This window comes from Klebsiella sp. K-3, assembly GCF_051207495.1.
GTDB classification, from domain to species: Bacteria; Pseudomonadota; Gammaproteobacteria; order Enterobacterales; family Enterobacteriaceae; genus Klebsiella; species Klebsiella aerogenes.
Window position 1 is genome coordinate 91095 of sequence record NZ_JBPNXF010000011.1, and the last position, 22550, is coordinate 113644.

General features: G+C 56.1%; 25 protein-coding genes. 17 read left to right on the forward strand and 8 right to left on the reverse strand.

Going from position 1 to position 22550, the window contains the following annotated elements:
• Nucleotides 1-24: 24 nt before the first annotated feature.
• Nucleotides 25-2466: a ribonuclease R gene (rnr, locus tag ACSEMK_RS18830; RefSeq protein ID WP_316425302.1), complete on the forward strand. Its 2442-nt coding sequence runs from the start codon at nucleotides 25-27 to the stop codon at nucleotides 2464-2466.
• A gap of 81 nt (nucleotides 2467-2547) precedes the next feature.
• Complete coding sequence (rlmB, locus tag ACSEMK_RS18835) at nucleotides 2548-3279, forward strand: 23S rRNA (guanosine(2251)-2'-O)-methyltransferase RlmB (protein ID WP_015704174.1); 732 nt, start codon at nucleotides 2548-2550, stop codon at nucleotides 3277-3279.
• Between the two features lie 20 nt (nucleotides 3280-3299).
• Here rlmB and ACSEMK_RS18840 read toward each other — a convergent pair whose 3' ends face one another.
• Nucleotides 3300-4595, reverse strand: coding sequence for an MFS transporter (locus tag ACSEMK_RS18840; protein WP_430915343.1), 1296 nt, complete (start codon nucleotides 4593-4595; stop codon nucleotides 3300-3302).
• Nucleotides 4596-4774: 179 nt separating this feature from the next.
• Here ACSEMK_RS18840 and ACSEMK_RS18845 point away from each other — a divergent pair, with 179 nt between their 5' ends.
• Complete coding sequence (locus tag ACSEMK_RS18845) at nucleotides 4775-6412, forward strand: isovaleryl-CoA dehydrogenase (RefSeq protein WP_316425303.1); 1638 nt, start codon at nucleotides 4775-4777, stop codon at nucleotides 6410-6412.
• On the opposite strand, the gene yjfN is transcribed toward ACSEMK_RS18845, so the two are convergent.
• The gene (yjfN, locus tag ACSEMK_RS18850; RefSeq protein WP_020079815.1) at nucleotides 6403-6678 is read right to left on the reverse strand and encodes a DUF1471 family protease activator YjfN; all 276 of its coding nucleotides are present in this window, start codon (nucleotides 6676-6678) and stop codon (nucleotides 6403-6405) included. The two genes, ACSEMK_RS18845 and yjfN, sit on opposite strands and share 10 nt — an antisense overlap.
• A gap of 139 nt (nucleotides 6679-6817) precedes the next feature.
• Nucleotides 6818-7126, reverse strand: a complete 309-nt coding sequence (bsmA, locus tag ACSEMK_RS18855) for a biofilm peroxide resistance protein BsmA (RefSeq protein ID WP_045379672.1) — start codon at nucleotides 7124-7126, stop codon at nucleotides 6818-6820.
• Between the two features lie 208 nt (nucleotides 7127-7334).
• On the opposite strand from bsmA, the gene yjfP reads away from it, so the two are divergent.
• Nucleotides 7335-8051, forward strand: coding sequence for an esterase (yjfP, locus tag ACSEMK_RS18860; RefSeq protein ID WP_430915342.1), 717 nt, complete (start codon nucleotides 7335-7337; stop codon nucleotides 8049-8051).
• Here yjfP and ulaR read toward each other — a convergent pair.
• Together ulaR and ulaG are read right to left on the reverse strand one after the other, a co-directional pair.
• The gene (ulaR, locus tag ACSEMK_RS18865) at nucleotides 8048-8803 is read right to left on the reverse strand and encodes an HTH-type transcriptional regulator UlaR (protein ID WP_087858296.1); all 756 of its coding nucleotides are present in this window, start codon (nucleotides 8801-8803) and stop codon (nucleotides 8048-8050) included. The genes yjfP and ulaR overlap by 4 nt on opposite strands.
• Before the next feature lie 103 nt (nucleotides 8804-8906).
• A complete protein-coding gene (gene ulaG, locus ACSEMK_RS18870; protein WP_411325462.1) occupies nucleotides 8907-9971 on the reverse strand; it encodes an L-ascorbate 6-phosphate lactonase in 1065 nt (354 codons plus the stop codon).
• A 364-nt stretch (nucleotides 9972-10335) separates the two neighbouring features.
• On the opposite strand from ulaG, the gene ulaA reads away from it, so the two are divergent.
• The 6 genes from ulaA to ACSEMK_RS18900 are packed head-to-tail and all read left to right on the forward strand — an operon-like array spanning nucleotide 10336 to nucleotide 14750.
• The gene (gene ulaA / locus ACSEMK_RS18875; RefSeq protein WP_087858298.1) at nucleotides 10336-11736 is read left to right on the forward strand and encodes a PTS ascorbate transporter subunit IIC; all 1401 of its coding nucleotides are present in this window, start codon (nucleotides 10336-10338) and stop codon (nucleotides 11734-11736) included.
• Nucleotides 11737-11748: 12 nt separating this feature from the next.
• Complete coding sequence (ulaB, locus tag ACSEMK_RS18880; protein WP_001577590.1) at nucleotides 11749-12054, forward strand: PTS ascorbate transporter subunit IIB; 306 nt, start codon at nucleotides 11749-11751, stop codon at nucleotides 12052-12054.
• A 9-nt stretch (nucleotides 12055-12063) separates the two neighbouring features.
• Nucleotides 12064-12531, forward strand: a complete 468-nt coding sequence (ulaC, locus tag ACSEMK_RS18885) for a PTS ascorbate transporter subunit IIA (protein ID WP_015368614.1) — start codon at nucleotides 12064-12066, stop codon at nucleotides 12529-12531.
• Nucleotides 12532-12546: 15 nt separating this feature from the next.
• Nucleotides 12547-13200, forward strand: a complete 654-nt coding sequence (ulaD, locus tag ACSEMK_RS18890; protein ID WP_430915341.1) for a 3-keto-L-gulonate-6-phosphate decarboxylase UlaD — start codon at nucleotides 12547-12549, stop codon at nucleotides 13198-13200.
• Nucleotides 13201-13209: 9 nt separating this feature from the next.
• Complete coding sequence (locus tag ACSEMK_RS18895) at nucleotides 13210-14064, forward strand: L-ribulose-5-phosphate 3-epimerase (protein WP_430915340.1); 855 nt, start codon at nucleotides 13210-13212, stop codon at nucleotides 14062-14064.
• Nucleotides 14064-14750, forward strand: a complete 687-nt coding sequence (locus ACSEMK_RS18900) for an L-ribulose-5-phosphate 4-epimerase (RefSeq protein ID WP_087858300.1) — start codon at nucleotides 14064-14066, stop codon at nucleotides 14748-14750. The genes ACSEMK_RS18895 and ACSEMK_RS18900 overlap by 1 nt, the downstream gene beginning before the upstream one ends.
• A gap of 61 nt (nucleotides 14751-14811) precedes the next feature.
• Here the strand turns inward: ACSEMK_RS18900 and ACSEMK_RS18905 are convergent, their stop codons facing one another.
• Together ACSEMK_RS18905 and ACSEMK_RS18910 are read right to left on the reverse strand one after the other, a co-directional pair.
• A complete protein-coding gene (locus tag ACSEMK_RS18905; RefSeq protein WP_430915339.1) occupies nucleotides 14812-16005 on the reverse strand; it encodes an MFS transporter in 1194 nt (397 codons plus the stop codon).
• 147 nt (nucleotides 16006-16152) lie between these two features.
• Nucleotides 16153-16428 (reverse strand): DUF1471 domain-containing protein, encoded by a 276-nt coding sequence (locus ACSEMK_RS18910; RefSeq protein ID WP_020079809.1) that lies wholly within the window; start codon nucleotides 16426-16428, stop codon nucleotides 16153-16155.
• A gap of 339 nt (nucleotides 16429-16767) precedes the next feature.
• On the opposite strand from ACSEMK_RS18910, the gene rpsF reads away from it, so the two are divergent.
• From rpsF to ACSEMK_RS18935, 5 genes are all read left to right on the forward strand, one after another.
• On the forward strand, nucleotides 16768-17163 hold the full coding sequence (gene rpsF / locus ACSEMK_RS18915; protein ID WP_004098001.1) for a 30S ribosomal protein S6: 396 nt from the start codon (nucleotides 16768-16770) through the stop codon (nucleotides 17161-17163).
• A gap of 5 nt (nucleotides 17164-17168) precedes the next feature.
• On the forward strand, nucleotides 17169-17483 hold the full coding sequence (priB, locus tag ACSEMK_RS18920) for a primosomal replication protein N (protein WP_015704181.1): 315 nt from the start codon (nucleotides 17169-17171) through the stop codon (nucleotides 17481-17483).
• A gap of 4 nt (nucleotides 17484-17487) precedes the next feature.
• A complete protein-coding gene (gene rpsR / locus ACSEMK_RS18925) occupies nucleotides 17488-17715 on the forward strand; it encodes a 30S ribosomal protein S18 (protein WP_000135199.1) in 228 nt (75 codons plus the stop codon).
• 41 nt (nucleotides 17716-17756) lie between these two features.
• Nucleotides 17757-18206, forward strand: coding sequence for a 50S ribosomal protein L9 (gene rplI, locus ACSEMK_RS18930; RefSeq protein WP_015368607.1), 450 nt, complete (start codon nucleotides 17757-17759; stop codon nucleotides 18204-18206).
• Between the two features lie 145 nt (nucleotides 18207-18351).
• Entirely contained in the window at nucleotides 18352-19287 is a 936-nt protein-coding gene (locus ACSEMK_RS18935; protein WP_430915338.1) for a DMT family transporter, read from the forward strand.
• A 32-nt stretch (nucleotides 19288-19319) separates the two neighbouring features.
• Here the strand turns inward: ACSEMK_RS18935 and ACSEMK_RS18940 are convergent, their stop codons facing one another.
• Entirely contained in the window at nucleotides 19320-19997 is a 678-nt protein-coding gene (locus ACSEMK_RS18940) for a LysM-like peptidoglycan-binding domain-containing protein (RefSeq protein WP_430915337.1), read from the reverse strand.
• A gap of 209 nt (nucleotides 19998-20206) precedes the next feature.
• Between ACSEMK_RS18940 and fklB the strand changes: the two genes are divergently transcribed.
• Both fklB and cycA read left to right on the forward strand, forming a co-directional pair.
• Nucleotides 20207-20827, forward strand: coding sequence for an FKBP-type peptidyl-prolyl cis-trans isomerase (gene fklB / locus ACSEMK_RS18945; protein WP_002886687.1), 621 nt, complete (start codon nucleotides 20207-20209; stop codon nucleotides 20825-20827).
• Nucleotides 20828-21134: 307 nt separating this feature from the next.
• Nucleotides 21135-22538: a D-serine/D-alanine/glycine transporter gene (cycA, locus tag ACSEMK_RS18950; protein ID WP_015368603.1), complete on the forward strand. Its 1404-nt coding sequence runs from the start codon at nucleotides 21135-21137 to the stop codon at nucleotides 22536-22538.
• Nucleotides 22539-22550: the final 12 nt, after the last annotated feature.

A 22550-nucleotide genomic window follows, 5' to 3' on the forward strand; every position in this document is an offset into this window, starting at 1 on the left:
GGAGATGACAACGGAGGAACCGATATGTCACAAGACCCATTCCAGGAACGCGAAGCTGAGAAGTACGCGAATCCAATCCCGAGCCGGGAATTTATCCTCGAACATTTAACCAAACGTGAAAAACCGGCCAGCCGTGATGAGCTGGCGATTGAGTTAAATATTGAGGGCGAAGAACAAACTGAAGCGCTGCGTCGCCGCCTGCGTGCGATGGAACGTGACGGCCAGTTGGTCTTCACTCGTCGTCAGTGCTATGCGCTGCCGGAGCGTCTCGATTTAGTCAAAGGCGTCGTTATTGGCCACCGCGACGGCTACGGCTTTTTACGCGTCGAAGGGCGCAAAGACGACCTGTATCTTTCATCTGAGCAGATGAAAATGTGTATTCATGGCGACCAGGTACTGGCCCAGCCGCTGGGCGCGGACCGCAAGGGCCGTCGAGAAGCGCGCATCGTTCGCGTTCTGGTGCCGAAAACCAGCCAGATCGTCGGCCGTTACTTCACCGATGCCGGTGTAGGCTTCGTGGTGCCGGACGACAGCCGTCTTAGCTTCGATATCCTGATCCCGCCTGAAGAGATTATGGGCGCGCGTATGGGCTACGTGGTGGTGGTCGAGCTGACCCAGCGTCCAACCCGTCGTACCAAGGCGGTCGGCAAAATAGTTGAAGTGCTGGGCGACAATATGGGCACTGGCATGGCCGTTGATATGGCGCTGCGTACCCATGAGATCCCTTACATCTGGCCGCCGGCGGTGGAAAAACAGGTCTCCGGCCTCAAAGAGCAGGTGCCGGAAGAGGCGAAAGCGGGGCGCGTTGATTTGCGCTCTCTGCCGCTGGTTACTATTGACGGCGAAGATGCCCGCGACTTTGATGACGCGGTGTACTGCGAGAAAAAACGCGGCGGCGGCTGGCGTCTATGGGTGGCTATCGCCGACGTGAGCTACTATGTGCGCCCTGGTACGCCGCTGGACGGCGAAGCGCGCAGCCGCGGGACGTCAGTCTACTTCCCTTCGCAGGTCGTACCGATGCTGCCGGAAGTGCTGTCCAACGGCCTGTGCTCGCTGAATCCGCAGGTCGATCGCCTGTGTATGGTCTGCGAAATGACGATCTCGTCAAAAGGTCGCCTGACCGGCTTTAAATTCTATGAAGCGGTGATGAGCTCTCACGCCCGTCTGACCTACACCAAGGTTTGGCATATGCTGCAGGGCGATCAAGAGCTGCGCGAACACTACGCGCCGCTGGTGAAGCATATTGAAGAGCTGCATAACCTCTATAAGGTGCTGGATGGCGCCCGTGAAGAGCGCGGCGGTATCTCATTTGAAAGTGAAGAAGCTAAATTCATCTTCAACGCCGAGCGTCGTATCGAGCGTATCGAACAGACTCAGCGTAACGATGCGCACAAGCTGATCGAAGAGTGCATGATTCTGGCGAACATCTCCGCGGCGCGTTTCGTTGAGAAAGCGCAGGAGCCAGCGCTGTTCCGTATTCACGATAAGCCAAGCACCGAAGCGATTACCGCCTTCCGCACCGTGCTGGCGGAGCTGGGGCTGGAGCTGCCGGGCGGCAACAAACCGGAGCCGCGCGATTACGCCGAGCTGCTGACTTCCATCGCCGATCGCCCGGATGCGGAAATGCTGCAGACGATGCTGCTGCGTTCCATGAAGCAGGCGGTCTACGATCCGGAAAACCGCGGCCACTTCGGCCTGGCGCTGCAGTCATACGCCCACTTCACCTCGCCGATCCGTCGTTATCCTGACCTGTCGCTGCATCGCGCTATTAAGTATTTACTGGCGAAAGAGCAGGGACATAAAGGCAATAGCACCGAGACCGGCGGTTGGCACTACAGCATGGAAGAGATGCTGCAGCTGGGCGAGCACTGCTCGATGACCGAGCGCCGCGCCGATGAAGCGACGCGCGAAGTGTCAGACTGGCTGAAGTGCGACTTCATGCAGGATCAGGTGGGCAACACCTTCTCCGGCGTGATCGCCAGCGTCACCGGCTTTGGCTTCTTCGTCCGCCTGAACGATCTGTTTATCGATGGTCTGGTACATGTCTCCTCGCTGGATAATGACTACTATCGCTTCGACCAGGTCGGGCAGCGGCTGATCGGCGAGTCCGGCGGCCAGACATACCGCCTGGGCGACCGCGTGGAAGTGCGCGTCGAAGCGGTCAATATGGATGAGCGTAAGATTGATTTCAGCCTGATTTCCAGCGAACGCGGTCCGCGTAATGTTGGCAAAACCGCACGCGAAAAAGCGAAGAAGGGCGCGCCGGGTAAAAACGGCGGCGGCCGTCGTCGTCAGGTTGGCAAGCAGGTAAACTTCGAGCCGGATAGCGCCTTCCGTAAGGAAAAAGAGAAAGCTAAAGCCAAACCGAAAGGCGAAAAGAAAGCGAAAAAACCGTCGGCGAAAACGCAGAAAATCGCCGCGGCAACCAAAGCCAAGCGCGCGGCGAAAAAGAAGATCGCCGAGTGATTGACGTCCCTTCGCCCTGAAGTCTGCTGGCGCAGAACGGGGTGAAGGGAACGGATAACAGAACCTAAAACGAGTACATCAATGAGTGAAATGATTTACGGCATCCATGCGGTGCAGGCACTGCTGGAACGCGCCCCTGAGCGTTTTCAGGAAGTTTTTATTCTGAAAGGCCGTGAGGATAAGCGTCTGCTGCCGCTGATCCATGCCCTTGAAGCGCAGGGCGTGGTGATTCAGGTTGCCAGCCGCCAGTTCCTCGATGAGAAAAGCGAAGGCGCGGTGCATCAGGGCATCATTGCCCGCGTGAAGCCGGGACGTCAGTATCAGGAAAACGATCTGCCGGATCTGCTGGCGCAGTTCGATCAACCGTTCCTGCTGATCCTCGACGGCGTCACCGATCCGCACAACCTCGGCGCCTGCCTGCGTAGCGCCGACGCCGCAGGCGTGCATGCGGTGATCGTGCCGCGCGATCGTTCCGCTCAGCTCAATGCTACGGCGAAAAAAGTCGCCTGCGGCGCGGCGGAAAGCGTGCCGCTGATCCGCGTCACCAATCTGGCGCGTACTATGCGTCTGCTGCAGGAAGAAAACGTGTGGATTGTCGGTACCGCCGGCGAAGCCGACCATACGCTGTTCCAGAGCAAAATGACCGGCCCGATGGCGCTGGTGATGGGCGCGGAAGGTGAAGGTATGCGTCGTTTGACCCGCGAGCATTGTGATGAACTGATCAGCATCCCGATGGCGGGTAGCGTCTCTTCGCTGAACGTCTCCGTCGCCACCGGTATCTGCCTGTTTGAAGCGGTGCGCCAGCGCAGCTAAGCCGCCGCTGGCGCGGTGGGTTAGTCATCCAGCGCGCGCAGATGATCGTTCTTATTGAGCGTCATTAGCGCGGCAATACTGACGACGGATGTCGCCATCACGTAGTACGCCGGAATGTCCAGATTACCGGTCTGTTTAATCAGGCCGGTAATAATCAATCCGGCACAGCCGGAAAACACGGCATTTGATAGCGAATAGGCTAACCCCAGCCCGGTATAACGCACCCTGGTAGGGAACATCTCCGCCAGCATCGCCGGCCCAGGCCCGGCCAGAATCCCCACCAGTCCACCCGCAATCAGCACCACGATACCTTTCACCAGCAGCGTGCTGCTTTCCGCCTGCAATATTTTCAGCAGCGGTAGCGCCAGTACCAGCAGCAATACCGCAGCCGCGACCATCACCCGCCGACGTCCCAACTTATCGCTGAGCATCCCGGCAGGCAAGATGGTGATGGCGAAGCCAATGTTGGAGATCACCGCAATTAGCAGCGCCTGATTAAAACCGGTGTGTAGCGCGGACTGGAGGTACGAGGGCATGATCACCAGGTAGGTATAACCCGCCGCCGACCATACCATCAGCCGGCCAATGCCGGTGAAAATCGCTTTGAGCGTCTGGCGCCAACTGGCGCGGGTTTCCGCAGGCGGCGTAGTCTGCTGCTGGCGTAAAAAGCCCGGCGTCTCTTCCATTTTAACGCGTAGCCATAGCGCAACGATGCCCATCGGTATGGCGAGGAAGAAGGGAATTCGCCAGCCCCAGTCATGCAGCGCTTCGGGGCTCAGTACGGCGGAAATCAGCGCGACCACGCCTGCGCCTGCCAGCAACCCTAATGCCACGGTAAAAGATTGCCATGCGCCATACAGACCGCGTTTACCTTTAGGGGCGAACTCGGTCATCAGCGATACCGCTCCTCCATACTCGCCGCCGGCAAACAACCCCTGCAGAATACGTAATCCGGTCAGCAGGAGTGGCGCCGCAATACCGATGCTGGCGTAAACCGGTACCAGCCCGATTGCCGTGGTGGCGAGCGTCATCAGTACCAACACGATAATCAGCGTCGGCTTGCGGCCAATACGATCGCCGAGACGGCCAAAAACGATGGCGCCCAGCGGGCGAAAGAAGAACGCAATCGCGAAAGAGGCGTAAGTCAGAATCAGCCCGGTCAGCGGCGCTTCCCCGTTCAACTGGAAGAAGTTTTTTGCAATTACGGTCGCCAGAAAGCCATAGACCGCAAACTCGTACCATTCAATAAAGTTACCGATAGAACCGGCGATCAGCGCGCGTTTTTGCGCCGCTGATGTTGTGCTGGCGGTGTGCATAGGAAGCCCCGACTGATACAAAACAGTAACGAATGAATAAATTATTCCATACATTTTTCCTGAGGAAATTTTAAATTCTTATGCCTGTGATGGGCTTCACGAAGGCGTAGCGGTTTTTTTGTGACCGTCTATGCGGGCGACCATACTTACTATCAGAGCCATTGACGGAGGGAGACATCATGCACTGGCAAACGCATACCGTATTCAATCAACCGACGCCGCTGTGTAACAGCAATCTGTTTTTGTCCGATACCGCGCTTTGTGAGGCGGTAGTGCGTGAAGGCGCCGGTTGGGATGGCGATCTGCTCGCCAGCATCGGCCAACAGTTGGGCACGGCGGAATCGCTGGAGCTGGGGCGACTGGCGAATAGCAACCCGCCAGAACTATTACGCTATGACGCCACCGGCGCCCGGCTGGATGACGTGCGGTTTCATCCCGCCTGGCATTTGCTGATGCAGGGACTGTGCGCCAACCGGGTGCATAACCTCTCCTGGCAGGAAGACGCCCGCGCGGGTTCATTTGTTGCCCGTACCGCCCGCTTTATGCTGCATGCTCAGGTGGAGGCGGGAACGTTATGCCCGATAACCATGACCTTCGCCGCAACGCCGCTGCTGCAGCGCGCGTTACCTGCTGTGTTCAGCGATTGGTTGCCGCCATTACTCAGCGATCGCTATGACCCGCATCTCGCACCGGGCGATCAGAAACGTGGATTGCTGATTGGCATGGGAATGACCGAAAAACAGGGTGGTTCGGATGTGCTCAGCAATACCACCCGAGCGGAAAAAACGGCGGAAGGATTCTATCGGCTGGTGGGCCATAAATGGTTCTTCTCGGTGCCGCAGAGCGATGCGCATCTGGTATTAGGCCAGACGCCGGGCGGGCTCTCATGCTTCTTTGTGCCGCGCTTTTTACCCGATGGCCAACGCAATGGCGTGCGCCTGGAGAGGCTGAAAGATAAATTAGGCAACCGCTCTAACGCCAGTAGCGAAGCCGAATTCTTTGACGCCTGCGGGTGGCTGATAGGCGAAGAGGGCGATGGCGTGCGGCAAATTCTCAAGATGGGCGCGCTGACCCGCTTCGACTGCGCGGCCGGCAGCCATGCCCTGATGCGCCGCGCATACTCGGTGGCGCTGTACCATGCGCTGCAGCGTCAGGCGTTCGGCAAGAATCTGGCCGATCAGCCGATGATGCGCCAGGTGCTGGGCCAGATGGCGCTGCGTCTTGAAGGACAAACCGCTTTTCTGTTCCGTCTGGCTCGCGCCTGGGATCGGCGCGACGATGCGCATGAAGTGCTATGGGCTCGTTTATTTACCCCGGTCGCCAAGTTTGCTATCTGTCGCGCCGGTATACCGTTTGTCGCTGAGGCGATGGAAGTGCTGGGCGGTATCGGTTATTGCGAAGAGAGCGAACTCCCGCGCTTATACCGTGAGATGCCGGTGAATAGTATCTGGGAAGGCTCCGGCAATATTATGTGTCTCGACGTGATGCGGGTGCTTGGCAAGCAGCCGGCGGCGTTAGAAATGCTGGCAGCGGAGTGTGCTGAGGTTAAGGGGCAGAACCGGCATTATGACCGCGCGTGGCGACAGCTTCAGCAACTCTTACGGCGACCTGTTGAGGCGCAGGGACGAGAAATAGCGCGTCTGGTGTATTGCCTGGGGGCGGGCGCGCAGATGCTGCGCTTTGCGTCTCCACCGCTGGCCCAGGCATGGTGCCGGATGATGCTGGATCCGCGAGGAGGTATCCGCCTGGACGCGCAGCTGCTGGACGATGCGCTGCTGCGGGCGATGGGGCGCGGACGACAGCCTTCTCAGGCGTAGAGAATAGCCTGCACTCGCCAGCTATCCGGCTGCGGCTCTTCATACATCTGAACGATACGATACCAGGAAGCGCCCTGCTCATCGGCTTTTACGGCAATGGCGTGCTCGACATCCTGCTGACTGCCGGAAATATTATTGACGGAAATCAGACCAATTTCGTTCAGGCCGGTGACGCAATCCGCACTGGCGAATTCGGCTGACTGAGCGGAAGTATTGGCCGTCGCGGTGGTCAGCAACAGGCTGGGTAAGGTCAGTGATCGTTTCATCGTCAGCTCCATTTCACGTAATCCCGAGGGCAGTCCGTTTGCTAACGTTCTGCCAAAAGGCTGGCTGAACGTTATTATGCGCAGGAGAACGTGAATGGACGCAAAGCAGTGTAAAGCTGGTTAAAAACGCATCACACCGCTATTTATGATACAGAATCGCTTGCGAATACCACTGGCCGGGAACCATGGTGTCATCGATCATGACGATGACGTAGTAATCCGCTTTTGCGGCTTCTGCTTTGGCTTTCAACGCGGTCTCGACATCCATCGGCGAACCGTACATCAGAACGCTGACGGTACCTATCTTTTGCAGGCCCTCAGTCTGATTGCGACGAATCTCCTGCGGATGATCGCTTGCCGGCGGCGGCGCCTCCGGCGTACCCTGCAGGATGCTACATCCGCTTAAGGCGAGAGCCAGTAACCACGGTGTAAACCTACGCATGACCATATCTCGTTTCCTGATAGTGATAGTGTAGTGGTAGCCTGAACATCATTTCTGGGGAATGTTCCCGAATTGTTATCTATCGCGCGATTTTCGAATGAAAATGTTATGAAAGCGTAACCGAGCTCTCAACATTATAAATCGTGCTCAACGTAAAGCTTTGGCGAATGTTTTGGTGCGCAACGTCGTGCCACTATAAAGAAGGAGACGATAGTTGATTACACTCGAAATGCGCAATCTGGCAGGCGGTGAAGTGATTCACGCCTATCCGGCTGGGATGGCGGATAAGCCTCTGCCGGTTATCGTCTTCTATCACGGTTTTACCTCTTCCAAGCTGGTCTACAGCTACTTCGCCGTCGCGCTGGCCGATGCCGGTTTCCGGGTGGTTATGCCTGATGCCGCCGAACACGGCGCGCGTTTTCACGGCGATGATGCCGGGCGAATGCAGCGCTTTTGGCCGATCCTGCGACAGAACTTTGTTGAGTTTTCCGCACTGCGAGAAGCGATTATCGCTGAGGGGTGGCTGGAAGGCGAGCGGCTGGCGGTGGCCGGCGCGTCAATGGGCGGCATGACCGCGCTTGGCATCATGACTCATCATCCGGAGCTAAAATGCGTGGCCTGCCTGATGGGCTCGGGCTATTTCAGCAGCCTCGCGCAGACGCTGTTTCCGTCGCCCGGATTCGATACGGCAAGCCTGGCGGAGTGGGACGTGACTCATCAGTTAGCGGCGCTAGCCGACAAGCCGCTGCTGTTGTGGCACGGCGACGCAGACGACGTGGTTCCGCCAGGCGAAACTTTCCGCCTGCAGCAGGCGTTAACGCAGAGCGGCCTGGCAACTAACCTGACCTGCCACTGGCAAAAGGGCGTGCGTCACCGCATTACCCCGGAAGCGCTGGACGCGACCACCGCCTTTTTTTTACAGCACCTTTAAACGCGGATAACCTGCACGCCCTGATCCTCAAGCTGCTTGAGGATCGCTTCATCGGCCTGCTTGCCGGTAATGACCAGGTCGATTTGGCTGGCCTGGCTGAATAGCATCCCGGCGCGCTCGCCGACTTTACTGCTATCGACCAGTACCGCCAGCTTGCCGACGACATTCAGCATTTTCTGTTCGGCCATCGCGGTCAACATATCGGTTTTGTACAATCCCTCGGCGGTTAACCCTTTGCCGCTGGTGAACATCCAGTGCCCGGCATACAGGCTGTTTTCGCTACCTTGCGGGCTGAGGGTGATGAAGTGGCTGTGGTTATATTGCCCCCCCATAATGATCACGCTGTCATGCTCCTGGTCAATCAGATAGTTGGCCAGCGGTAGGTAGTTGGTGATGATCTGCACCGGTTTGCCGCATAATTCACGGCCAAGCAGGAAGGCGGTGGAGCCGCAGTTGATAACGATGCTTTCGCCCGGCGACACCAGCTGCGAGGCGGCGCGGGCAATCCGCACTTTCTCATCGTGGTTTTGCGCCTGATGAATGTTCATTGGCGACCAACGCGGACGCTGTTCGCTGATGGCTTCCGCGCCATTACGGACTTTTTTCAGCTTGCCGTTTTCATCAAGCTTATTGATATCGCGTCTTGCCGTCGCCGGAGAGATGCCGAGGCGGGAGATTACCTGTTCAACGGTGACGAATCCCGTTTGCGCCAGCAAATCCAGTAAAATTTGATGTCTTTGCGCTTCAGTCATGAGCGAATCCGATTAAAAGTGACAAGCAAAGATGATATTTGAAATTAACGCTAAATACTAATGCGGAAAGGGAATTCCGGCGGGCGTGCCCGCCGGGATACGCTTACAAGAAGGATTTGAACGGCAGGTCCGGCTCAATGGTAAAGCAGTCGTCGAACCCGCGTGGGTAGTGGTACTCGAAATTGTCTTTATCCAGCGGCCAGGTAAATTTACCGCCGACCTGCCAGATAAACGGCTTGAAGCCGTATTTCAGACGATCTTTTTTCATTTCCCACAGCACGCGGATCTCTTGCGGGTCCGCCTGGAAGTTGGACCAGATATCGTGATGGAACGGGATAACCACTTTGGCATTTAGCGATTCCGCCATGCGCAGGATATCGGCGCTGGTCATTTTGTCGGTGATACCGCGCGGGTTTTCCCCGTAGGAACCGAGGGCGACGTCAATCTGATGGTCGTTACCGTGCTTTGCATAGTAGTTGGAGTAGTGGGAGTCGCCGCTGTGGTACAGGTTGCCGCCCGGCGTTTTGAACAGATAGTTGACCGCGCGCTGGTCCATGCCGTCCGGCAGCACGCCGGCGGCTTTTTGATCGGCAGGCAAGGTAATGAGGGCCGTACGATCGAATGCGTCGAGCGCGTGGATCTCAATGTCTTTGATCTTCACCACATCGCCCGGCTTCATGACGATGCAGCGTTCTGCCGGCACGCCCCAGCCAATCCACAGGTCAACGCAGGTTTTTGGTCCAATAAACGGCACATCGGCGGCGCAGTTTTGCATCACTGCGGCGGCGACGTTAACGTCGATATGATCGTTGTGATCGTGCGTCGCCAGCACGGCGTCAATTTGACGGATGGCGAAAGGATCGAGCACGAATGGCGTAGTGCGCAGGTTCGGCTGCAGTTTTTTCACTCCGGCCATGCGCTGCATCTGGTGGCCGGTTTTCATCAGCGGATTACCGTGGCTCTGCTTACCGGTGCCGCACCAGAAATCGACGCAAATATTAGCGCCGCCTTCCGATTTCAGCCAAATACCGGTGCATCCCAGCCACCACATGGCAAAGGTGCCCGGCGCAACCTGCTCTTGTTCGATCTCTTCATTCAGCCAGCTGCCCCATTCCGGGAAAGTGCTCAAAATCCAGGATTCACGGGTGATGGTTTGCACTTTACTCATCGATCTCTTCCTCTTTTATTTCAAAAGTAATCAATTGGTGATTTGTTTTGATTGATACTGGCACTGTTTTTTCAGGAATGCAATCGGCTATTTTCGATGAAATACGGTGATATCGTAGCGCTAACGCGCTGAAAACCCCTGAATTTAATATCGGACATGTATGTATATTGTTGATATTAGTGGTTTGTTTGGTTATCGCGTGACGTGGGAGAGAATACACCTATAAAAAATATGATTATTTGCGTGATGCGTCACATTTAATCAAATTCAATCTTGTTGTGATTGTTTTTGATTATTAGAGTGAGGGCGACGACAACTGCTGAGCGTCATGCGCGTTCTAAGCCTTCCTCTTCTGGAGTGTGTTATGGAGATCCTCTACAACATCTTTACCGTCTTCTTTAATCAGGTAATGACTAATGCCCCGCTGCTGCTGGGTATCGTGACCTGCCTTGGCTATATCTTGTTGCGTAAAAGCGTCAGCGTGATTATCAAAGGCACGATCAAAACCATCATTGGTTTCATGCTGTTACAAGCCGGCTCCGGCATTCTTACCAGCACCTTTAAGCCGGTGGTGGCGAAAATGTCAGAGGTTTATGGCATCAATGGCGCGATTTCCGATACCTACGCCTCAATGATGGCGACCATCGACCGGATGGGCGAGGCCTACAGCTGGGTGGGGTATGCGGTGCTGTTGGCGCTGGCGCTAAACATCTGTTACGTCCTGCTGCGCCGCATTACCGGCATCCGCACTATCATGCTGACTGGCCATATCATGTTTCAGCAGGCGGGGCTGATTGCTGTCTCTTTCTTCATCTTCGGCTACTCCATGTGGACGACCATTATCTGCACCGCGGTGCTGGTCTCCCTGTACTGGGGTATCACCTCCAACATGATGTTCAAGCCGACTCAACTGGTTACCGACGGCTGCGGCTTCTCTATCGGCCACCAACAGCAGTTTGCCTCGTGGATTGCCTATAAAGTGGCGCCGTATCTGGGGAAAAAAGAGGAGAGCGTCGAAGACCTCAAGCTGCCGGGCTGGCTCAATATCTTCCACGACAACATCGTCTCTACCGCGATTGTGATGACCATTTTCTTTGGCGCCATTCTGCTCTCGTTTGGTATCGATGTTGTACAGACGATGGCGGGCAAAACCCACTGGACGGTCTATATCCTGCAGACTGGTTTCTCCTTCGCCGTGGCCATTTTCATCATTACCCAGGGCGTGCGCATGTTCGTCGCCGAGCTGTCCGAAGCCTTCAACGGCATCTCTCAGCGCCTGATTCCCGGCGCCGTGCTGGCGATTGACTGCGCCGCTATCTATAGCTTTGCGCCGAATGCCGTGGTCTGGGGCTTTATGTGGGGCACCATCGGTCAACTGATTGCCGTTGGTATTCTCGTCGGCATTGGCTCCTCCATTCTGATCATCCCGGGCTTTATCCCAATGTTCTTCTCTAACGCGACGATTGGCGTTTTTGCTAATCACTTCGGCGGCTGGCGCGCGGCGCTCAAGATCTGTCTGGTGATGGGCATGATTGAAATCTTCGGCTGCGTATGGGCGGTGAAGCTGACCGGGATGAGCGCCTGGATGGGCATGGCGGATTGGTCAATCCTGGCGCCGCCGATGATGCAGGGCTTCGCCTCGATAGGGCTGGCGTTTATGGCCGTCATTATTCTGATTTCACTGGCTTATATGTTCTTCGCCGGCCGCGCGCTGCGCGCCGAGGAAGATGCGGAAAAACAACTGGCAGAAGCCTCTGCTCAATAAGGAGTTCTGATTATGACCGTACGTATTCTGGCTGTGTGTGGCAACGGGCAAGGTAGTTCCATGATCATGAAAATGAAGGTGGACCAGTTCCTGACGCAATCAAACATAGACCACACGGTGAACAGCTGCGCGGTAGGTGAGTATAAAAGCGAGCTAAACGGCGCGGATATCATTATTGCCTCGACCCACATCGCAGGTGAAATCACCGTTACTGGCAATAAATACGTGGTTGGCGTGCGCAACATGCTGTCGCCTGCGGATTTCGGCCCAAAACTGCTTGAAGTGATCAAAGCCCACTTCCCGCAGGACGTGAAATAAGGAGCCGCCATGAAACTTCATGATTCTCTGGCGCAGAACCACTCCATACGCCTGCAGGCGGAGGCGGAAAGCTGGCAGGAGGCGGTGAAAATCGGTGTCGATCTGCTGGTGGCCGCCGACGTAGTGGAACCGCGTTACTACCAGGCGATCCTCGATGGCGTCGCGCAGCATGGTCCCTATTTTGTTATCGCGCCGGGGCTGGCGATGCCGCACGGCCGTCCGGAAGAGGGCGTTAAGAAAACCGGCTTTGCGCTGGTGACGCTCAAAAAACCGCTGATTTTCAATCACGAAGATAACGACCCGGTCGACATTCTGATCACCATGGCGGCAGTTGACGCTACCACCCACCAGGAGGTGGGCATCATGCAGATCGTTAACCTGTTTGATGACGAAGCCAATTTCGACCGTTTACGCGCCTGCCGCACCGAGCAGGAAGTGTTGGATTTAATTGAAAACGCCACTGCGGCGGCTGTTTAAGAGGGAGTTTATACGATGTCTCAGTTACCAATGTTGCAGGTTGCGCTGGATAACCAAACCCTGTCTCACGCCTATGAGACCACCCGACTGATCGCCGAAGAGGTGGATATCATTGAAGTCGGTACTATTCTCTGTGTTGGCGAAGGGGTGCGCGCGGTGCGCGATCTGAAAGCGCTGTACCCGCATAAAATCGTGCTGGCGGATGCCAAAATCGCCGATGCCGGAAAAATCCTGTCGCGGATGTGCTTTGAGGCCAACGCCGACTGGGTGACCGTGATCTGCTGCGCCGATATCAACACCGCCAAAGGGGCGCTGGATGTCGCCAAAGAGTTCAACGGCGACGTGCAAATTGAACTGACCGGTTTCTGGACCTGGGAGCAGGCGCAGGCGTGGCGCGACGCGGGCATTCAGCAGGTGGTCTATCACCGCAGCCGCGACGCGCAGGCCGCGGGCGTGGCGTGGAACGAGGCGGATATCAGCGCGATTAAGCGCCTTTCCGATATGGGCTTCAAAGTCACCGTGACCGGCGGGCTGGCGCTGGAAGACCTGCCGCTGTTCGCCGGTATCCCTATTCACGTCTTTATTGCCGGGCGCAGTATCCGCGATGCCGCCTCGCCGGTGGAAGCGGCTCGCCAGTTTAAACGCTCTATCGCCCAGCTGTGGGGTTAAGGAGCGGCTATGTTGTCGAAACATATTCCGCTCGGTATCTATGAAAAAGCGCTCCCCGGCGGGGAGTGCTGGCTGGAGCGGTTACAGCTCGCGAAAACCCTCGGTTTTGACTTTGTCGAAATGTCGCTTGATGAAACCGATGCTCGTCTCGCCCGGCTGGACTGGAGCCAGGAGCAGCGCCTGGCGCTGGTCAAGGCGGTAGCCGAAACCGGCGTCCGGGTACCATCGATGTGCCTTAGCGCCCATCGTCGTTTTCCGCTCGGCAGCGAAGATGACGCGGTGCGTAATCAGGGACTGGACATCATGCGTAAAGCCATCCAGCTGGCGCAGGATGTGGGGATTCGGGTGATCCAACTGGCGGGCTACGATGTTTATTATCAGCAGGCGAATGATGAGACTCGACGCCGTTTTCGCGAAGGCCTGAAAGAGAGCGTCGGGATGGCCAGCCGGGCCCAGGTGACGCTGGCGATGGAAATCATGGACTATCCGCTGATGAACTCGATCAGTAAGGCGTTGGGCTATGCTCACTACCTGAATAATCCGTGGTTCCAGCTTTATCCGGATATTGGCAATCTGTCGGCGTGGGATAACGACGTACAGATGGAATTGCAGGCCGGCATGGGGCATATCGTGGCGGTACACGTCAAAGATACGAAACCCGGCGTCTTCAAAAACGTGCCGTTTGGTGAAGGGATCGTCGATTTTGAACGTTGCTTCGAAACGCTCAAGCAGACAGGCTACTGCGGTCCGTATCTGATTGAAATGTGGAGCGAAAACACCGATGACCCGGCGGCGGAAGTCGCAAAGGCTCGTGACTGGGTGAAGGCGCGGATGGCCCGCGCAGGCCTGACGGAGGCGGCATAATGCAGCAGCTTAAACAGCAGGTATTTGCAGCTAATATGGATCTGCCGCGCTACGGGCTGGTGACCTTTACCTGGGGCAACGTCAGCGCAATCGACCGGCAGCGTGGGCTGGTGGTGATTAAGCCCAGCGGCGTAGCCTACGAGTCAATGACCGTAGATGATATGGTGGTGGTCGATTTGCAGGGCAACGTGGTGGAGGGGCGCTGGCGTCCCTCTTCTGATACCGCTACCCACCTTGCGTTGTACCGCCGTTATTCCGGCCTCGGCGGGGTGGTGCATACCCACTCGACGCACGCTACCGCCTGGGCGCAGGCGGGGCTGGCAATCCCGGCGCTCGGTACCACCCACGCGGACTACTTCTTCGGTGATATCCCCTGCACCCGGGCGCTCAGCGCACAGGAGGTGGAAGAGGCCTATGAGCTGAACACCGGGAAGGTGATTATCGAAACGCTGGGCGAGGCTAACCCGTTACATACGCCAGGGATTGTGGTCTATCAGCACGGACCCTTTTCCTGGGGGAAAGATGCCCACGAGGCGGTGCACAATGCGGTGGTGATGGAAGAAGTGGCGCGAATGGCGTGGATCGCCCGCGGGATTAATCCGCAGCTACAGCCCATCGACGGCTGGCTAATGGAGAAACATTTTCTGCGTAAACACGGGCCTGACGCCTACTACGGGCAGAAGTAAGCTACGCGCTCCGGGGCTTTCACCTCAGGGTGAAGCAACTGGTCTGGCCCCGGAGCCGTTTTTAACCCTGACGATAGGCCGATGGCATACAGCGCATGCCGATGAGCGTGACCACGCAAATCATCGCGCCGGCGTAAAACGTCGAGGCTGCGCCGAAGGTTTCCCACAGTACCCCTGCGCCGGTACTAGCCAGCAGCAGCGCCAGGCCGCTCATCAGGTTAAACATGCCGAATGCCGTACCGCGTAGTTCCGGCGGCGCGGTATGCGCAACCATGGCCGCCAGTAGGCCTTGAGTCATCCCCATGTGAATCCCCCACAGCGTGACGCCGATCAGCAGCGTGCTCCAGTGGCCGCTGAGCGCCAGCACGATATCGGCGAGGATCAGCACCAGCAGCCCCCATTGCAGCAGTTTACTGTGGCTCATGCTGTCAGAGAGCTTACCGAACGGGTAAGCCGTGAGGCTGTAGACCAGGTTCATCGCGACCATGACCAGCGGAATAGTAAACAGCGGGATCTCCATCTGCTGGGCGCGCAGTACCAAAAAAGCTTCGCTGAAGCGGGCGAGGGTGAAAATACTGCCGATCGCCACCACCCACCAGTAGGCGGCGGAGAGCTTTTTCAGGTTTTCGCGCTTCAGCGGATTGCTACGTTTGTGCGCGATGGCGGATTTCGGCTCCTGCAGGCCAAAGCCCAGTAGAGCAATGGATAGTACGGCGGGAATGACCGCCACCCAGAAGATAGCGTGAAAATCGTTGGCCCAGATGAACATCAGCAGCACCGCCAGCAGCGGGCCGAGAAAGGCGCCGACGGTATCTAGCGCCTGGCGTAACCCGTAGGCAGCGCCACGGATCTCCGGCGGTGTTACGTCGGCGACCAGCGCATCGCGCGGCGCTCCGCGGATACCTTTTCCGACGCGGTCGATCATGCGGGCGCTAAATACCACCCCGGCGCTCGGCGCGAGGGCAAACAGCGGTTTACTCAGCGCCCCCAGCCCGTAGCCAAGCAGCGCCAGCCCTTTGCGTTTGCCAACGTAGTCGCTAATGACGCCGGAGAAGACTTTGAGAATTAAGGCGGTGGCTTCGGCTAGCCCTTCGATAAGACCGATAATAATGACGCTGGCGCCGAGCGTGGTGGCCATAAACAGCGGGAGCAGGCTGTGGATCATCTCGGATGAGACATCCATTAGCAGGCTGACGCCGCCGAGCACCCAAACTCCTTTCGGGATGCGACCTAACGTCGCGAAACGCGGGACCATCAATCACTCCTGATTAACAAACGGTGAATTGATGATTAAATCAGGTTGCGATGACGCTGGTAAGTCAGTTTGGAAAATAATTCTCAATTGCGTTTACATCGGCTATCGCTTCGCCCCTCGTGAGGAGAGGCGAAGCATCGACCTGGGTTAGCGGTAAATAGCGGCGCTGGCATGAATAAGGCCATTGCTCTGCGGTTCGTGAATCAGGATTGGCTGGAAGTACTTCGCTCCCAGGGCATCGCTTTCCTGGTTCAGGGCCTGGTCGGCCTCTTGCTCGCTAGCCATATTATGGTTGATATAAATTACGCCCAGACTCTGCACATCGTCCATGTTGCGAGCCTGACGCCCATCGATTTTGATGGCTGCCAGCGCGTTGGCGCTAAGGAGTAGCGCAGCCATAACGGCGATGATAATGCTTTTCATAGAACGCTCCTTACTGACAGTACGGGTAAAACGCTGGACTCCTCTTGCTGGTGTCTGGCCATTGATTAAATTGTAATCGCTGGCGCGTCGCCTGATAGCGACCTTTTCTGATGCAGTTGTTCAAAAAAATGCCGCGTTCGTTATTGGTTAATTTTAAATCACCCACTTAGCCCAGCTTGGCGCTTAGTGCGAATTATTTGTGCAAATGCGCTTGTGTTCCTGGGGGGGCGCAATTAGAATGACGCGTCAATTTTTCAGCCGCCCTTTAACACGTTCCTTGCCTCCATGGGCCGCGGCTGACCCAGACAGGAGGCTGAATAATCCGTAAGGAGCAATTCGATGCGTCATTACGAAATCGTTTTTATGGTCCATCCTGACCAGAGCGAACAGGTTCCGGGCATGATCGAACGTTACACTGGTGCAATCACTGCAGCAGAAGGTACGATCCACCGTCTGGAAGACTGGGGCCGCCGTCAGCTGGCTTATCCGATCAACAAACTGCACAAAGCTCACTACGTTCTGCTGAACGTTGAAGCGCCGCAGGAAGCGATCGATGAGCTGGAAACTAACTTCCGCTTCAACGACGCCGTTATCCGCAGCATGGTAATGCGTACTAAGCACGCTGTTACCGAAGCATCTCCGATGGTTAAAGCGAAAGACGAGCGCCGTGAGCGTCGTGAAGATTTCGCTAACGAAACCGCAGATGATTCTGAAGCTGGGGATTCTGAAGAGTAATCCTGATGACCAACCGTCTGGTGTTGTCCGGCACCGTGTGCAGGATGCCCCTTCGAAAGGTCAGCCCGTCAGGAATTCCTCATTGCCAGTTCGTGCTTGAGCATCGTTCTGTGCAGGAGGAAGCCGGTTTTCACCGGCAGGCGTGGTGCCAAATGCCCGTTATTATTAGCGGACACGAGAACCAGGCCATTACTCACAGTATAACGGTCGGTAGCGCAGTCACCGTTCAAGGGTTCATTAGTTGCCATAAGGCAAAGAACGGCTTGAGTAAAATGGTTCTGCATGCCGAGCAGATTGAATTGATAGATTCTGGAGACTAGCCATATGGCACGTTATTTCCGTCGTCGCAAGTTCTGCCGTTTCACCGCGGAAGGCGTTCAAGAGATCGACTATAAAGATATCGCTACGCTGAAAAACTACATCACCGAAAGCGGTAAGATTGTCCCAAGCCGTATCACCGGTACCCGTGCAAAATATCAGCGTCAGCTGGCTCGCGCTATCAAACGCGCACGCTACCTGTCCCTGCTGCCGTACACTGATCGTCATCAGTAATCGGTCACGGTCCATTAATACGACTTTGAGAGGATAAGGTAATGCAAGTTATTCTGCTTGATAAAGTAGCAAACCTGGGTAGCCTGGGTGATCAGGTAAACGTTAAAGCGGGCTATGCTCGTAACTTCCTGGTACCACAGGGTAAAGCTGTTCCAGCTACCAAGAAAAACGTTGAGTTCTTCGAAGCGCGCCGCGCTGAACTGGAAGCCAAACTGGCTGACGTTCTGGCCGCTGCTAACGCACGTGCTGAAGCAATCAACGCACTGGGCACCGTTACCATCGCGTCCAAATCTGGCGACGAAGGTAAACTGTTCGGTTCCATCGGTACTCGCGACATCGCTGACGCTGTTTCTGCAGCTGGCGTTGCCGTTGCGAAGAGCGAAGTTCGCCTGCCGAACGGCGTTCTGCGCACCACCGGTGAGCACGAAGTAGACTTCCAGGTTCACAGCGAAGTCTTCGCTAAACTGGTTGTTAACGTTGTAGCTGAGTAATTTTTTACTCAACTCACGTCGATGCGCCGGCCTTGTGCCGGCGTTTTGCTTTTTAGCGCCTGCCTGATTTTTATCTGGTATGGTAGCTATTCTCGCCACTTTCTGGATGATAAAATAAAACACGATTTTATTTCCGGTAAAGTTAATGGACGCTTCCTCTCCGACCCCCTCGATTTTTGCTAATAAAAAAGTAGCTTATGTCTGCGCGACGCTATGCTGTCTGCTGTGGGGCAGTTCTTATCCGGCGATTAAAAACGGCTATGAGCTTCTGCACATCGCCACCGATGATGTCCCCTCAAAAATTGTTTTTGCCGGCTATCGCTTCCTCTTTGCGGGCTTATTGTTGCTGCTGTTTGCGCTGGCGCAGCGCAAACCTATCGCCCGACTCAATGGCCGCCAGTGCGGGCAGCTGGCGATGCTGGGGCTAACGCAGACCGCTATCCAGTACGCCTTCTTCTACGTCGGCCTGGCATTTACCACCGGGGTAAAGGGATCGATCATGAATGCCACCGGAACGTTCTTCAGCGTTCTGCTGGCGCATTTTATCTACCAGAATGACCGGCTCAGCTATAACAAGACGATCGGCTGCGTGCTTGGCTTTATTGGCGTGATGTTGGTGAACTTCAACACCTCATTGGGCGATTTTAATTTTGTCTGGCAGGGCGATGGCTTTGTTGTGCTGGCTGCGTTCATCCTCTCGGCGGCGACGCTCTACGGCAAACGCATCTCGCAAACCGTCGACCCAACGGTGATGACCGGCTGGCAATTGGCCTTCGGCGGTCTGGTGCTGGTAGCGGGCGGGTATTTGACCGGCGGGGAGCTACGGATGCACAGCCTGACCGCAGCGATGATCCTTGGCTATTTAACTCTGCTGTCGTCGATAGCTTTTGCGCTATGGAGCGTGCTGCTCAAGCACAACCGCGTCAGTATGATTGCGCCGTTTAATTTTGTTATCCCGGTGGCCGGAACGGTGCTGTCAGCGATCTTTCTTGGCGAGAATATCTTTGAGTGGAAGTACGCGATCGCGCTGGTGCTGGTGTGTGTAGGGATCCGCTGGGTGAACAAAAGCCAGGCGCGTTAGGCCGGGAGTACAACCCGGCCTAAGCGAAGCGTTTATCGCGCGCGCACGAAGCTGCCGTTCGACTGGCGGGTGAACAGCACCTGCTGGCCGTTGCCGGTATCAATAGTGAGGCCGGTGACCACGCCGTTGGCGTTCTGGCGAATTTGCACCGTCTGTCCACTCGGCAAGGTGCTTAATGGTTTGCCGGCGCCTTCGACCTGCGCCATGGCGTAGACGTCAGTGGCTGGCAGACCGTGGTCGCGGAACAGCTGCGCCAGCGTTTTACCGGATTCAATCCGGTAGGTGCGCCATTGCTGTTCAATGCCCGGAGCAGACTGCTGCTGCGCAGGCTGCTGGTACGGCTGAGAAGAGGATGAGGTTTGCGTCTGCGGCTGGTCCGGCTGTTCATCCTGAATAGCTTCAGGCGCCACAGGCGCAACCTGGTCGGCATCGCTGACCGTCGGCGTATTGGTGATTGGCGGAAGCGGCACGGCCTGATTGCCTGAACCTTGCGGCTGAGACTGGGACTGTAGATCGAGACTGGCTTCGCGGCTGGCCTGAGTTGGCGTGCTGTTATCGCCGGAAGGGAGCAGGAAACCAATAATGACCAGCAGGAAGCCGGCAATGATGCCGCGGCGATGCATGGGCGGTAGCGGATCCATAAGACGAAGTTGATCCGGGGCGTGCCAGATCTTCGCCAGGGTAGATGTCAGTTCAAAGCGCCCGGGCATGGCTTTCCTCCTGCTCCGCATATTTTTATCCTGCTTATAAGTATAGACGGCTAACGTCCTGAAGGTAGAGGTTAACCTGATATCGCCTATTGTTTCTGTTTCGCTGAGATTTGTCATCATCCACCGACAAAGTTTTACCCATTCCTCTATGGCTGTTATGCTTTCGAACGCTTTTCTCCAGATGTTTATCACCCAAAAAAGGAACAAAGATGGCAACCCCGACTTTTGACACTATCGAAGCGCAGGCAAGTTACGGTATCGGCTTGCAGGTTGGACAACAACTGAGCGAATCCGGCCTGCAGGGGCTGCTGCCGGAAGCGCTGGTTGCCGGCATTGCCGATGCGCTGGAAGGTAATCAGCCACAGGTGCCGGTTGAAGCGGTACACCGTGCGCTGCGTGAAATCCATGAACGCGCTGACGCCGTGCGTCGCGAGCGCTTCCAGGCGATGGCCGCTGATGGCCAGAAATACCTCGATGAAAACCGTGAAAAAGAAGGCGTGAACAGCACTGAATCCGGCCTGCAGTTCCGCGTCTTGACGCAGGGCGAAGGCCCGATCCCGGCGCGCACCGACCGTGTACGCGTTCACTACACCGGCAAACTTATCGACGGTACCGTATTTGATAGTTCCGTGGCCCGCGGCGAACCGGCTGAATTCCCGGTGACCGGCGTGATCGGCGGCTGGATCGAAGCGCTGACCCTGATGCCGGTGGGTTCCAAATGGGAGCTGACCATTCCGCACAACCTGGCTTACGGCGAGCGCGGCGCGGGTGCTTCTATCCCGCCATTCAGCACCCTCATCTTCGAAGTTGAGCTGCTGGACATTATATAAGCACCAGGGGCTTCCTCTCCTGTCAGGGGGAGGGAGCCAATAAAAATAGTGCAAAATCCTTAAGTTATAAATTTATTGGAATTTTGTATTGCATATAAGTTCGTTGAGTGTATTTTTGTGAGCTGTTTCGCGTTACATTGGTGATATAACACTCACTTTAAACATAAAATTAACATTATATCTAAATCATAGTATTCATCCCTCCGATTCTTACCTAATATCGATAAACCCTCTTGCCAGGGTTGCGACAAATGACAGGCCAACAGAGCCTGAACAACACAGACAGGTACAACAGGAAGAAAATCACATGGTAGATCAGGTCAAAGTCGTTGCCGACGAGCAGGAGACGACTGAACAATCGCTACGGCGAAATCTCACTAACCGGCATATTCAGCTTATTGCTATCGGCGGGGCGATCGGCACCGGGCTGTTTATGGGGTCTGGCAAGACCATCAGTCTCGCCGGGCCATCCATTATTTTTGTTTATATGATCATCGGTTTTATGCTGTTCTTCGTCATGCGCGCGATGGGCGAATTGCTGCTGTCAAACCTCGAATATAAATCATTCAGTGATTTCGCCTCCGACCTGTTAGGGCCGTGGGCGGGGTATTTTACCGGCTGGACCTACTGGTTCTGCTGGGTGGTCACCGGGATGGCGGACGTTGTCGCCATCACCGCCTACGCGCAGTTCTGGTTCCCCGGACTTTCTGACTGGGTCGCTTCGCTGGCGGTTATCCTGCTGCTGCTGGGCCTGAACCTCGCTACCGTGAAGATGTTTGGCGAAATGGAGTTCTGGTTCGCGATGATCAAAATCGTCGCCATCGTGGCGCTGATCGTGGTCGGCCTGGTGATGGTGATGATGCACTTTAAATCGCCGACCGGCGTTGAAGCCTCATTCGCGCATCTGTGGAATGACGGCGGCTGGTTCCCGAAAGGCCTCAGCGGCTTCTTTGCCGGTTTCCAGATAGCGGTATTCGCCTTCGTGGGGATTGAGCTGGTGGGTACCACCGCGGCGGAAACCAAGGACCCGGAAAAATCGCTGCCGCGGGCGATCAACTCCATCCCGCTGCGTATCATTATGTTCTACGTCTTCGCGCTGATTGTGATTATGTCGGTGACACCGTGGAGCTCCGTCGTGCCGAGCAAGAGCCCGTTCGTTGAACTGTTTGTTCTGGTCGGACTGCCGGCTGCCGCCAGCCTGATCAACTTCGTGGTACTGACTTCCGCCGCCTCTTCCGCTAACAGCGGAGTGTTCTCCACCAGCCGTATGCTGTTCGGTCTGGCGCAGGAAGGTCAGGCGCCGAAAATGTTCGCCAAGCTGTCTAAACGTGCGGTGCCGGCGAAGGGCTTAACCTTCTCCTGCATGTGCCTGCTGGGCGGCGTGGTGATGTTGATGGTCAACCCGAGCGTGATTGCCGCGTTCACCATGATCACCACGGTGTCGGCAATTCTGTTCATGTTCGTCTGGACCATTATCCTCTGCTCTTACCTGGTCTATCGTAAAAAGCGTCCGCAGCTGCACGAGAAGTCCATCTATAAGATGCCGCTGGGTAAAGTGATGTGCTGGGTGTGCATGGCCTTCTTCGTCTTCGTACTGGTGCTGTTGACGCTGGAAGATGATACCCGCGAGGCGCTGATGGTCACCCCGCTGTGGTTTGTTCTGCTGGGCGCAGGCTGGCTGTTTGCCGGTAAAAAACGTCTGGCGAAATAAAAAAGGCCACCC

Bases quoted from the DNA above. Each gene is read 5' to 3' on its own strand.
- rnr (WP_316425302.1), top strand. From the start codon at position 25: ATGTCACAAGACCCATTCCAGGAACGCGAAGCTGAGAAGTACGCGAAT.
- rlmB (WP_015704174.1), top strand. From the start codon at position 2,548: ATGAGTGAAATGATTTACGGCATCCATGCGGTGCAGGCACTGCTGGAA.
- ACSEMK_RS18840 (WP_430915343.1), bottom strand. From the start codon at position 4,595: ATGCACACCGCCAGCACAACATCAGCGGCGCAAAAACGCGCGCTGATC.
- ACSEMK_RS18845 (WP_316425303.1), top strand. From the start codon at position 4,775: ATGCACTGGCAAACGCATACCGTATTCAATCAACCGACGCCGCTGTGT.
- yjfN (WP_020079815.1), bottom strand. From the start codon at position 6,678: ATGAAACGATCACTGACCTTACCCAGCCTGTTGCTGACCACCGCGACG.
- bsmA (WP_045379672.1), bottom strand. From the start codon at position 7,126: ATGGTCATGCGTAGGTTTACACCGTGGTTACTGGCTCTCGCCTTAAGC.
- ulaR (WP_087858296.1), bottom strand. From the start codon at position 8,803: ATGACTGAAGCGCAAAGACATCAAATTTTACTGGATTTGCTGGCGCAA.
- ulaG (WP_411325462.1), bottom strand. From the start codon at position 9,971: ATGAGTAAAGTGCAAACCATCACCCGTGAATCCTGGATTTTGAGCACT.
- ulaA (WP_087858298.1), top strand. From the start codon at position 10,336: ATGGAGATCCTCTACAACATCTTTACCGTCTTCTTTAATCAGGTAATG.
- ulaB (WP_001577590.1), top strand. From the start codon at position 11,749: ATGACCGTACGTATTCTGGCTGTGTGTGGCAACGGGCAAGGTAGTTCC.
- ulaC (WP_015368614.1), top strand. From the start codon at position 12,064: ATGAAACTTCATGATTCTCTGGCGCAGAACCACTCCATACGCCTGCAG.
- ulaD (WP_430915341.1), top strand. From the start codon at position 12,547: ATGTCTCAGTTACCAATGTTGCAGGTTGCGCTGGATAACCAAACCCTG.
- ACSEMK_RS18895 (WP_430915340.1), top strand. From the start codon at position 13,210: ATGTTGTCGAAACATATTCCGCTCGGTATCTATGAAAAAGCGCTCCCC.
- ACSEMK_RS18900 (WP_087858300.1), top strand. From the start codon at position 14,064: ATGCAGCAGCTTAAACAGCAGGTATTTGCAGCTAATATGGATCTGCCG.
- ACSEMK_RS18905 (WP_430915339.1), bottom strand. From the start codon at position 16,005: ATGGTCCCGCGTTTCGCGACGTTAGGTCGCATCCCGAAAGGAGTTTGG.
- ACSEMK_RS18910 (WP_020079809.1), bottom strand. From the start codon at position 16,428: ATGAAAAGCATTATCATCGCCGTTATGGCTGCGCTACTCCTTAGCGCC.
- rpsF (WP_004098001.1), top strand. From the start codon at position 16,768: ATGCGTCATTACGAAATCGTTTTTATGGTCCATCCTGACCAGAGCGAA.
- priB (WP_015704181.1), top strand. From the start codon at position 17,169: ATGACCAACCGTCTGGTGTTGTCCGGCACCGTGTGCAGGATGCCCCTT.
- rpsR (WP_000135199.1), top strand. From the start codon at position 17,488: ATGGCACGTTATTTCCGTCGTCGCAAGTTCTGCCGTTTCACCGCGGAA.
- rplI (WP_015368607.1), top strand. From the start codon at position 17,757: ATGCAAGTTATTCTGCTTGATAAAGTAGCAAACCTGGGTAGCCTGGGT.
- ACSEMK_RS18935 (WP_430915338.1), top strand. From the start codon at position 18,352: ATGGACGCTTCCTCTCCGACCCCCTCGATTTTTGCTAATAAAAAAGTA.
- ACSEMK_RS18940 (WP_430915337.1), bottom strand. From the start codon at position 19,997: ATGCCCGGGCGCTTTGAACTGACATCTACCCTGGCGAAGATCTGGCAC.
- fklB (WP_002886687.1), top strand. From the start codon at position 20,207: ATGGCAACCCCGACTTTTGACACTATCGAAGCGCAGGCAAGTTACGGT.
- cycA (WP_015368603.1), top strand. From the start codon at position 21,135: ATGGTAGATCAGGTCAAAGTCGTTGCCGACGAGCAGGAGACGACTGAA.